This window comes from Bradyrhizobium agreste, from assembly GCF_016031625.1.
Classification (GTDB): Bacteria; Pseudomonadota; Alphaproteobacteria; order Rhizobiales; family Xanthobacteraceae; genus Bradyrhizobium; species Bradyrhizobium agreste.
Genome location: NZ_JACCHP010000048.1, coordinates 1 through 10,812, shown reverse-complemented (window position 1 = coordinate 10,812; position 10,812 = coordinate 1). Strand labels below are relative to the sequence as shown.

Below are 10,812 nucleotides of genomic sequence, written 5' to 3'. Positions count from 1 at the left end.
CTTTCGAGCTGCTGCGGCAGCTGGTTGGCGTAGCGCACCGGCCGTCGCGACCGGTCCGTCAGGGCCTCGAGCCCGTGTTCCTTGTACCGGCCAAAGATCTTGTAGCCGGTCTTCCGCGATATGCCGAACTCCCGGCATACGTCCGTCATTGCCTCGCCGTCCAACAGCCGGGCGACAAACCGCAGGCGCTCATCCATCACCGAACTCGCTTTCCACGGCATCTACACCTCCCGCAGAACAAAAGCGGAAAGTGTAACCCATGTGTCCGGTACGAAATGTCACCTATGTCTCGGGCCGCGCAGACTGTGTCCAGCCCGACATGCGGATAACCCAATAAAGTCGATCGTCTCCAGAGCCACCGGATTCGGCCCGCGGAGCCCGCGGCCGGGCTGCATGAGCTTCCCAAGCTGCATGCGAGGGCCGATTCGCGTCGCCCGATCAGCGCGCGCTGATGTCTTGTTGACAATCGGGTTCCCGGCATTCAACCTAACATTGGCGTTGGATGTCGATACACGTCTGGCTGCCCGCTGTTCTTCAACCGCAAGCGCGAATTTGAACAGATCGCCGGCCGGCAACGGTTCGACGCGGATTGCCGCCGAAAACTGAGAGGTCTCGGTGCAAGGCTCGATGCGCTCGAAGCACTGCTGAATGTCTTTCCATGAAGGGAGGGTGAGCGATGGCGAAGAAGACACGCAAGTCGAGGCGGTCGGCGCGCGTTCCTGCCGGGGTGAGTGCCGCAATCAAGAGCGGCCGGGCGATGGCGGAGGATGTCATCGCATTCCGAACCGGACAGACGCGCAAGCGGGCAGCGGCGGTCCGACGGATGGCGCGTGCGCCCAAACCGCGGCGAGCGCCGGCTCCGCCGCAGATTCCCCAGCGGACTCGAGCCTTGCTCGGAACTGCGGTGAGCGCGGGCGTGCTGATCGCCGAAGGCGACTCCTGGTTCGACTATCCCTTTTACGACATCCTGCAGATGCTCGAGGACGACCATCTCTACGATGTGGAATCCGTCGCTCACAAGGGCGACACGGTCGAGGACATGGCGCATTCGGGCGGCCAGTTCGAGGAATTTGCGCGGCGGCTGGAGAAGCTATTGCGTGCAAACAAGGTCCCGCGGGCGATTCTGCTGTCCGGCGGCGGCAATGACATTGCCGGAGACGAATTTGCGATCCTGCTCAACCATGCGGCATCTTCCCTTCCGGCCATCAATGACGACATTGTTCGCGGATTGATCGACGTGCGGCTGCGGGCGGCCTATGCAAAAATCATCAGCGGTCTGACCACGATCGCGCAGCGCTATCTCGGCCGACCGATTCCCATCGTGACTCATGGCTACGATTATGCGCTTCCCGATGGCCGCGGCTACCTGGGCGGATTCTGGCTGCTGCCCGGCCCCTGGCTTGAGCCCGGGTTCCGGAAAAAGGGCCACGTTGACTTCAGCAAGAACTCCGCTGTGGTCGTCAAGCTGATCGACCAGTTCAACGCCATGTTGAAGGACGTCAGTGCGACTGCCGGCTTCGAACACGTCCACTATCTGAACCTCCGCAACACCCTTCGGCACGATGGGACCTACAAGAAGGATTGGGGAAACGAGCTGCATCCGACGGAAGAGGGCTTCAAGCTGGTCAGCAAGAAATTTGCCGACCTCATAGCGAAGCTATAGGGCGGAATGGCTTTAGGTTGAATCGGCTCCGCGGTAGGTGTTCACCTCTCCCGCTTGTCGCGATCAAGCCTGATCACTGGACGCCGGGAGTCTCGCGGATCATGCCTGCGGGCCTCGCGCCGCCAGCACCATCCGCGCCGTCGCCACGAAGGCCTGCGCCGCCGGGGACAGGGTTCGGCCCTGGCGCTGCAGCAGCGACACGGGCCGGGTGAGGGCGGGGCGCACCAGCGGTCTTGCGATCAGCGTCGGGAACTGGTCGGCCGGCAGCATCGTCGCGGGAAGGATCGCAAGACCCAGGCCCTGCGCCGTCATGGCGAGGGCCGTGTTGATCAGGGTCACTTCATAAGTCGGATCGAGGCGCTTGCCCTGCGCGCTCAGGGCCTGATCGATCTGCATGCGGATGCGCGTCTGGCTGCGCATCGCGATGGTCGGCCATTGCGCCAGCTCGTCCCAGGTCAGGGACCGGCGTGCGGCGAAGTCCGCGGTGCGGCGGCCGATCGCGCTCAGGCGGCCGCTCGTCAGCGTCTCGATCGTCATGTCGGCGAATTCGCCTTCCACGCTGCCGATTGCGAACTCGGCATCGGTCGCGCTCAGGCGCGGCACGAGATCGTCGGCGGCGACATCGCGCATGTCGATCTCGATGTCGGGATGGCTGGCGCGGAATTTCGCCAGCACCATGGGCAGCAGCGCCGATGCGGTGCCGGCCGAGGCGAGAAACGCGACCCGGCCGGCGCGGGCCTGCGCGAGATCACGCATGCGGCGCGACAGGCCTTGCGCATCGCTCAGCATGCGTTCGGCGACGTGGAACGCCTCAATGGCGGCCAGCGTCGGCTGCACCGAACGCGTGGAGCGGTCGAACAGCTTAACGCCGAGCTGGGCCTCGAGCTGTTGGATCAACAGGCTCGCCGCCGATTGCGTGATGCCGAGCTCGCGGGCGGCCCGCGTGATGCTGCGCGTCCGGTACACGCCGGTGAAGACCCGCAACTGGCGCAAGGTGACATTCATATGAGAAGCTCATGAATTGATCAGGTCTTTCCGGCTTATCGCATAACCGAACCTGCAATAAAATGCATGATGTGCGGACAGAAGAATCCGCGGCAAGGAGCAAGGACTGGAGCGAGCATGAGAGCGCAAGTGCTGGTGGTGGGCGCCGGACCCGTCGGATTGACCGCGGCGATGGATCTCGCTTCGCGCGGGGTAGATGTCATCGTCGCGGAAATCCGCCACGCCGGCGATCCGCCCAGCGTCAAGTGCAATCACGTGTCGGCGCGCTCGATGGAGATCTTTCGGCGGCTCGGCGTGGCCGCCCGCTTGCGCGATGCGGGGCTGCCTGCGGACTTTCCCAACGATTGCTCCTATCGGACCACGGCGACGGGAATCGAGCTCTGCCGCATCGACATTCCCTCCCGCGCGCGCCGCTATAGCGCGACGGGCGGCCCCGACACCTGGTGGCCGACGCCCGAGCCGCCGCACCGGATCAACCAGGTCTATCTCGAGCCGATCCTGTTCAGCCATGCCGCGGCGCAGCCGCGCATCAAGATCATGGCGCGCACGGAAATCACCGACATCGCGCAGCACGACGACCATGTCGTTGCGCTGGCGCGCGATCTCGACAGCGGCAATTCGTTTCCTATCGAAGCCGGCTTCGTGATCGGCTGCGACGGCAGCCGATCCCTCGTCAGAAAAGCGATCGGTGCCAGCCTGTCCGGCACGCCGGTGATCCAGCGCGTGCAGTCGACCTTCATCGAAGCGCCGCAACTGAAAGAGCTGATGGGGGCGCACAAGCCGGCCTGGATGGTGCTCTCGCTCAATCCGCGCCGTTCCGGCACCACGGTTGCGATCGACGGTCACGACCGCTGGCTGATCCACAATCATCTGAAGCCTGACGAGCCCGAATTCGATTCGGTCGACCGCGACTGGGCCATCCGCGCCATCCTCGGCGTCGACGAGCGCTTCGAGTACCGGGTGCTCAGCAAGGAGGACTGGGTCGGACGCCGCCTCGTCGCCGATCGCTTCCGCGACCGCAGGGTCTTCATCTGCGGCGACGCCGCGCATCTGTGGATGCCCTATGCCGGCTACGGCATGAATGCCGGCATTGCGGATGCCGTCGATCTCTGCTGGCAATTGGCGGCGCATCTGAACGGCTGGGCGCCGCTTGCGATCCTCGATGCCTATGAGGCCGAGCGCCAGCCCATCACCGAGCAGGTGTCGCGCTTTGCGATGGACCATGCGATGAAGATGATGGCGCAGCGCGGCGGCGTACCTGCGGAGATCGAGGACGACACGCCGCGCGGCCACGCGGCGCGCGCGGCGCTGGCGAAAGCGGCCTACGATCTGAACGTGCAGCAATATTGCTGCGCCGGCCTCAACTTCGGCTATTATTACGATGCCTCGCCGATCATCGCCTATGACGGCGAGACGCCGCCGCCTTACGCGATGGGCAGCTTCACGCCCTCCACCGTGCCGGGCGCCCGCGCGCCGCACCTGTTCCTGCGCGACGGACGCTCGCTCTACGACGCCTTCGGCCCCGGCTACACATTGCTGCGGTTCGACCCGGCGATCGACGTGACGCAGCTGCAAGACGCTGCGAAGGCGCGCGGCGTGCCGCTCGCGCTGGTCGACATCGCGCCGGAGGAGGCGAACGGCGCCTATGCCGAGAAGCTCGTGCTGGCGCGGCCCGACCAGCACATCGCCTGGCGTGGGCAGTCCGCGCCGGAGAACCCGCTGGCTCTGCTGGCACGTATCACCGGCGCTGCGGCGTAGGACGACAACGAGCGGACGGCCTGGCGGCGCAGCTCGCCAAGTCAACTTCAAGACGTCGATTTCAAGAAGCCGGTTTCAAGAACAGGAACGCATGGAGGAGGAGAACGTGTTTCATGGTGCAAGGCGCCGCATCCTGGCCGCGCTCACAGTCGCGGCTTTCGCTCTGTTGCCGCCGGCGGCCGCCCGAGCCGCCTATCCCGAGCAATTGATCAAGATCATCGTGACCTTCCCGCCCGGCGGCAGCGCCGACACGGTGATCCGCGCGCTCGAGCCGCTGGTCAGCGCCGAGCTCAAGCAGGGCCTCGTCATCGAGAACCGCGCCGGCGCCGGCGGCAACATCGGCATGGCCGCGGTCGCGCAGGCGAGGCCCGACGGCTATACGCTCGGCGTCGCGCCGGCCGGCGCGCTCACGGTGAATCCGCACCTCAATGCCGCGATGCCGTTCGCGCTGAAGGATCTCGCGCCCATCACCCTGCTCGCCGAAATTCCCTTCGTGCTGGTCGCATCCGCCAATGTCCCGGCGCGCACGCCTGCGGAGACGATCGCGCTCGCCAAGGCGAAGCCGGGTGCGCTCTCGATCGGGCATGGCGGCAACTCGACGGCGATGCATCTGACCGCCGCGCTGTTCACGCAGCGAAGCGGGATCGCGATGGAGCTGGTCCCGTATCGCGGCACGGCGCCGGCCGCGGTCGATGTTCTCGCAGGCCATGTCCCCTTCGCAGTGCTGGACATTCCGGCATCGCGACAGCTGATCCTCGACGGCAAGCTCAACGCGATCGGCGTGTCCTCCGCGCGCCGCCTGTCATCCCTGCCCGATGTCCCGACGCTGGCCGAGAGCGGCCTTGCCGGTTTCGAATCCGTCGGCTGGTTCGGGCTCGTCGCGCCCGCCGGCACGCCGGCGGAGATCATCGCCCGGCTGAACGAGGCCTTCACCAAGGCGCTGAAGGATCCTGCCGTAGCGGAGAAGATCCGCACCCTCGGCGCCGAGCCCGCCCCGACCTCGCCCGAGCAGTTCGGCCGCTTCATCCAGAGCGAAAGCGCGAAATGGGGCAAGCTGATCAGCGAGGCTGGGATCAAGGCGAACTAGAGCGGCAGAGGTCGTCATGCCCGGGCTTGTCCCGGGCATCCACGTTCTTTGTGCGTGTGGAAAGGCGTGGATGGCCGGGACAAGCCCGGCCATGACGCTCTGGAGACAGCTGGTCATAGCCACATCTCCATATGCGATAGCCCTGGCGCAAGCGGGAGAGGAGCGATCTCGCCTGCGGCCATCCTTCGAGACGCTCGCCGTTGGCAGGCCCTCAGGATGAGGACCGAGGGTGATGCGCCAGTTTCAACAAGCTCCGGTGCTGCTGAGCCTCACCCTGAGGAGACCCGCGAAGCGGTCGTCTCGAAGGGCGAGGCGCGCGCTCAGGTCGTGCAAAGGAGCCATATGCGATAGCACGGCCTGCTTGAGGCGCCTTTGGCCCAGGCCGACGCGCCTTCTGCGACAACCTGCCGATCAAATACGGTCTGGAAAGCTACTTCGTGCCCCAAGGCGAAGGCCTCAAGCTCGAGCAGGCCCGCAACCAGCAAAAGCTCCGCATCGTCGCCGCCGTGCTCCCCTCCGGCCGCGCGGCAATCAAGCGCCTGCTGCTTGATGGCGAGGCGGTGTACGAGGAGCCGCTGTATTAGGGGGAAGGCTCTGGCAAATTGAATGCCGCGGCGCTCGTGCACCTCTTACGCTTGCGGGAGGGACCGCAGCCTCGCAGTGGCGCCTACAGGAGAGGTGGCAGAGTGGTTGAATGCACCGCACTCGAAATGCGGCATAGGTGCAACCCTATCGGGGGTTCGTATCCCTCCCTCTCCGCCATCTTTTGAATCCTACCGCCACTGTTTGCTCATGAGAAAACGTCCATAAACGGCGTTTCCTTTCTTTTTGAGTTCGCTGGTGCCCACTTTCAGACAGCCTTTCTGTCTAAGGGGGAAGAGCTCGAGTGGTCGATTTGCGAGAGTTTGGTATCGCAGCGATAGATCGAGGCCGCGTAGGGTTGGCAAATCAAAATGATTGTGCAACTCGTCGTGCCATCAATCAATCGAGTGTGAAACTACTTCAGAGAACCAATGGCAACCCCGCCGCGCATTTGGCTCGACTATCGACCTGTTCGAATTGGCTGGGTAGTTACCGGGCAGGATACCAGCCAGCTAGCTACTGCCGCCGGATGGAATACTTGCCTGTGGGGAGGGCGCTACAATTGCGTAGTGCCCGCAAACGATGAACCTTTGGCAGATAGCATCGTGTCCTGTTTCGGCGTGGACGTGTTGATCCCCGTGGAGCAAAGCGACGCTAGCGCCGCCTTCATTTCAAGATTTCCGCACTTGGAGTATCATCAATGGCGCAAAGGAATCTTTGCTCAACGCGGTTGTGAATTCGCCGACATCCGACACCCGGTAAGAATCGTTGCCCGACAGGAGAAAGAGCCTGCAGAGTTCTTCACTGCGCCGACATGGGAAAGTAGCGATCCGCTCAAGATTCTTTTGACGCTTCAGTTCGGTTGTTATCCGGCGCCGGACACAAACATCGCAGACTACCGCGGCGCAATCGAAAACGCGCTGAAATCGTCCGCAACTGCAATTCCACTCGACGGGCCGCTTCCGGTTGCGTTGCTCGAACAAGTCACTCCTCTAAAATTGACTGCTTACGATCTATCCCACGAGCGATCGTTTCGAGGGCGACGCGGGCCCGGAGTAGTTCTTGGCTCGGCAACTGACTTTGACGCGCTCCTAATGTTTTGGAATTTGCGTGCTGCAGGCGCACCATTGATTTTCTATGACCAAGCACATAGCACGCGGCTGAAGCCATACGCGGAGGCATTTCTTTCTCCATTCCGGGGAAAACGGCTGAGTCCAAGCGAGCGTGTGACGTTCTGGATACGCCGCGATTATTCAACAGACGATTCTTGGAAGCCCGATCTAGACTTAAGCGACCTCCCAATCTCGCTATCCGACGGAAGAGGCGATATCATCTGGAACGGACTAAACGTCGAGCCGAGTTCACCGAAGTTTTCCGCGTGGCATCGAGATGTCGTGCCCTCCTACGTTGAGGGATCGGGGAAGGCGTCTGCTTCGTTCTCCCTACCAGGTCGCCCTTTCAACGATGATGACACGCAGGCTCTAAGCCAGAAGTTTGTCGTCGTTGTCGATGCTACCCAGCACGGCTCGCCAGATGCGGAGCTCACATTCGAGACCCCTCACGTTCCGGCACTTAACGAATTCTATGGGCGCAACTTCTATTTTGAATATGACGCCGCGCGATCCCAGGCAGGACGTTTCGACAAGGGTTCAATCGGCATCATCACGTCCATTTCGACGCAGCGGCTGGAAATCCAAGCGTTTCGTGTTTTCCATTGGCTGAAGGAGTTTTTCGAAATATCGAAATTGAAGATTGAGCGATCGGAGCCAGGACTGCGGTGTTCTAGGATTATCGCGCAACTTGGCGGGATACAATCGTGCCGTGTCCTGAAGGTCCGCGGCGCGCGGTTGCTGCTCCGAGCTTACGGAGTCGATGAGCATTTCACGCGTAGCGCTGCTATCACCAAAATTCGCGACGTGGACGCGGCTAACTCATCTTCCAGCCTGGAACTTTTTAAGCATCTTTTTATCGAGTACCGGGAGAGCGGAGACCTGAAAGCAGATGACGTATTTCGATATCTCCTGGAACGGCGTGTTTTCCGTGCCGGTTTGGAATTCACATGTTCAAATTGTCAACTGCCAAGTTGGACTCATTTAGACGACGTGAAGACGAATATATCGTGTAGCTATTGCGACCACACCTATGATGTGTCGCCACAGCTGAAGGATCGCGACTGGCGCTATCGGCGGTCGGGGATATTTGGACGCAATGACAATCAGCTCGGCGGCGTCACCGTGGCGTTGACACTTCAGCAGCTGGACACTTCTCTACATGATCGTCTGATGATGTACTCAACTGCCATAAAGTTTACGTCGTCGACGGGGGCGATTGAACAGTGCGAATCCGATCTAGTAGCCGTCGTCGCCGGAACAAGTCTTGATGGAGATTCGTCCGTTGAGATCGCGTTTGGGGAATGCAAGACCGAGATGCCGTTCAATGAAGAAGATGTGAGGAAATTGCGAGCGCTCGCCGACGCGATCCCTAGTACATTGGCGGTAACTTATATCATATTCAGCAAAACTGGGACGTTCTCAGATGCTGAGCTTGCGCTGGCCAAGTCCTTGAACAGCGAATATCGGAAGCGAGTAATCCTGTGGTCCAGAGATGAGCTTGAGCCTTACCACGTATATGAGCGCTCGAAGGATCGTCTTGGCGACGATTGGCACGCGAGTTCGCTCGCAGACATGGCGCAGATAACTCATAGATTATATTTCACTAATGCTGCCGCTTCGTCGTCTCAAGTGCAAGGTGGATCATAGAGGCGCGTTCAGCCTCTATCGCCACCTTTGGCAACCACGCTTGCAAGCCGAGCGTAACTGTTCCGCTACGGTGACAGTGAACTTAACTCCGGCTGTCCAGAGCGAACGTCGGAGAAAAGAAAGTCCGATGTACGGTGACAGTGCACAAAACGTCCACCCTCCGAAAGCAACAGAAGTCCGACTAGCGTCCATCGCGCGACTCGATTGCCTTGGGAGGGCCCGCCGGAACATTGCCTATCGGGCCCTCCGGCGATGATGCCATCATGCTCCTGTTTTGCCCGGTCGAGTCAAAGGCCGCGCGACGTCATTCGTAGTAAGCCGAGACCAAGATTCACCGTCCCCAAACGGATTCATCGCCCTCGCCCCCGTCCCGCAACATCGCGATCATTGCGCGTCACCAGCGTCAGATCGTGCATCAACGCGGTTGCCGCTAGCAGGTCGTCGTGCCGTAATCGCCCTCCTGTAGACCTTGTCAACACGCGAAATCATCAGGATGATCAGCGCGTCGTAGCATCGCTCGCGAGGCCTACATGCGAAAATGCGAAGTTGCCGTGCTGGGTCTGGGGCTTATGGGCGGAGCAGCGCTCAACGCATTGCTGGATGCCGGCGTCGATGCGCTCGGCTTCGACCCGATCGGACCCGGTTCGGATCGAGGCTCGTCACATGGTTCATGTCGAATTTTCCGTCGCTTTAATTTCGAAAACCCCAACTACACCAAGCTGAGCGACGAGGCTCATGCTGGCTGGATCCGGCTGCAGACCGAAAGCGGTCAATCGGTTCTGACGGAAACCCCTATTTTGGAGGCCGGCCTTCCAGGCTCCGCCATGGTAGCGTCCTCGCGCGCGGCCGCGATCGCGAAAGGGCGTCCGGATCCGAAGATGACGGCGGCTGTCGCGAACAAGGAATTTCCGGCTTTCAACCTGCCCGACGACTGGGACGTCGTCGTACAGGACGGTGGCGCGATCCTGCACACCGGTGTCGTCATGAAACTGACGCGCGCACGCGCTCGCGACCGTGTGATTGCGGAACGCGCGAGCTTCACGCCGCACCACGACGGCGTGTCGATCCGTACAGCCAACGAGGAGTTCTTCGCCGAGCGCGCGATTCTGGCGCTGGGCCCATGGCTCGGTCGCGCACTCCCGCGACTAGCCGCGCTGCTCAACGTGACCCGACAGGCGGTCGGCTGGTTCGAGCCGACCCGCCCCGACACTGTGGCGCTTGGTCGTTTCCCGATTTTCATTCTGGACCGAGGTCCGAACGACATCGTCTACGGCTTTCCGGATTTCGAACAGCGCGGCGTTAAAGCTGCGCCTCACAACCACGGGCCCGTAGTCGGCCCCGACGACTGGGGCCCGCAGGCCAGCGATGCCGAACTCCGTCCGGTCGGCGAAGCGTTGGCCGCCCTCGTCCCGGGCGCGGCCGGGCCCATCATCGATCGCGACGTCTGCCTCTACACCAACACCGCGCCCGCCGACCGCCGGCCCGATGCGGGCGAGGAATTCATCATCGATCGCTGGCCGGAGTCCCGCCTGATCGTCTGCTCCGCCTGTTCAGGCCATGGTGCAAAGTTCGCGCCCGCCATCGGGCAAAGGCTTGCTCGCCTTGCCACCGATCCGTCGTACGAAGCAGAACCCTTCTTTCAGCTTTCCCGATATTCTCGATTTGCGTGAGCGGATGCTGGATGTTGCGGTGACAGTGTACAAAACACGCACCGTCCGGCGGCAAACGCCTTCAAGAGACCTGGGCCAAAAAGCCCTGCCTGTCCGACCTCTCGCGATGATGCCATTATGCCCCTGTTTTGCCCGACGAAGCAAATGAGGGGAAGACATTCGGATTGGGCGGCAACGATCCCGGCCAATCCTCGTCGGCTCGCACCGATGGGCCGAACGGCCGCGACAAACCACGTTTCCTAGACTTTTTGCCTCCCGAAACCCCGCCCGACCCGCACCTCATCCAGC

The 10,812-nt window shown here is 61.9% G+C and carries 7 protein-coding genes, 1 tRNA gene and 1 pseudogene; 7 read left to right on the top strand and 2 right to left on the bottom strand.

Features of this window, described 5'->3' with window-relative positions; translation table 11 throughout:
- Positions 1-221 (bottom strand): helix-turn-helix domain-containing protein (locus HZZ13_RS36145; protein WP_197964189.1); only part of this gene is annotated, 221 nt, incomplete at its 3' end.
- Between the two features lie 455 nt (positions 222-676).
- Between HZZ13_RS36145 and HZZ13_RS36140 the strand changes: the two genes are divergently transcribed.
- Positions 677-1,663, top strand: a complete 987-nt coding sequence (locus HZZ13_RS36140) for a GDSL-type esterase/lipase family protein (RefSeq protein ID WP_197964188.1) — start codon at positions 677-679, stop codon at positions 1,661-1,663.
- A 99-nt stretch (positions 1,664-1,762) separates the two neighbouring features.
- Here HZZ13_RS36140 and HZZ13_RS36135 read toward each other — a convergent pair whose 3' ends face one another.
- Complete coding sequence (locus tag HZZ13_RS36135) at positions 1,763-2,668, bottom strand: LysR family transcriptional regulator (protein WP_197964187.1); 906 nt, start codon at positions 2,666-2,668, stop codon at positions 1,763-1,765.
- A 117-nt stretch (positions 2,669-2,785) separates the two neighbouring features.
- On the opposite strand from HZZ13_RS36135, the gene HZZ13_RS36130 reads away from it, so the two are divergent.
- The 6 genes and pseudogenes from HZZ13_RS36130 (at position 2,786) to HZZ13_RS36105 (ending at position 10,524) form a co-directional block, all read left to right on the top strand.
- Positions 2,786-4,426: an FAD-dependent oxidoreductase gene (locus tag HZZ13_RS36130; RefSeq protein ID WP_197964186.1), complete on the top strand. Its 1,641-nt coding sequence runs from the start codon at positions 2,786-2,788 to the stop codon at positions 4,424-4,426.
- Between the two features lie 91 nt (positions 4,427-4,517).
- Entirely contained in the window at positions 4,518-5,513 is a 996-nt protein-coding gene (locus HZZ13_RS36125; RefSeq protein WP_197964185.1) for a Bug family tripartite tricarboxylate transporter substrate binding protein, read from the top strand.
- Between the two features lie 374 nt (positions 5,514-5,887).
- Positions 5,888-6,097, top strand: a pseudogene (locus HZZ13_RS36120) (GDYXXLXY domain-containing protein); the annotation flags it as partial.
- A gap of 88 nt (positions 6,098-6,185) precedes the next feature.
- Positions 6,186-6,275 (top strand) — tRNA-Ser (locus HZZ13_RS36115).
- Positions 6,276-6,526: 251 nt separating this feature from the next.
- Positions 6,527-8,854: a hypothetical protein gene (locus HZZ13_RS36110; protein WP_197964184.1), complete on the top strand. Its 2,328-nt coding sequence runs from the start codon at positions 6,527-6,529 to the stop codon at positions 8,852-8,854.
- Between the two features lie 530 nt (positions 8,855-9,384).
- Positions 9,385-10,524, top strand: coding sequence for an FAD-dependent oxidoreductase (locus HZZ13_RS36105; RefSeq protein WP_197964183.1), 1,140 nt, complete (start codon positions 9,385-9,387; stop codon positions 10,522-10,524).
- Positions 10,525-10,812: the final 288 nt, after the last annotated feature.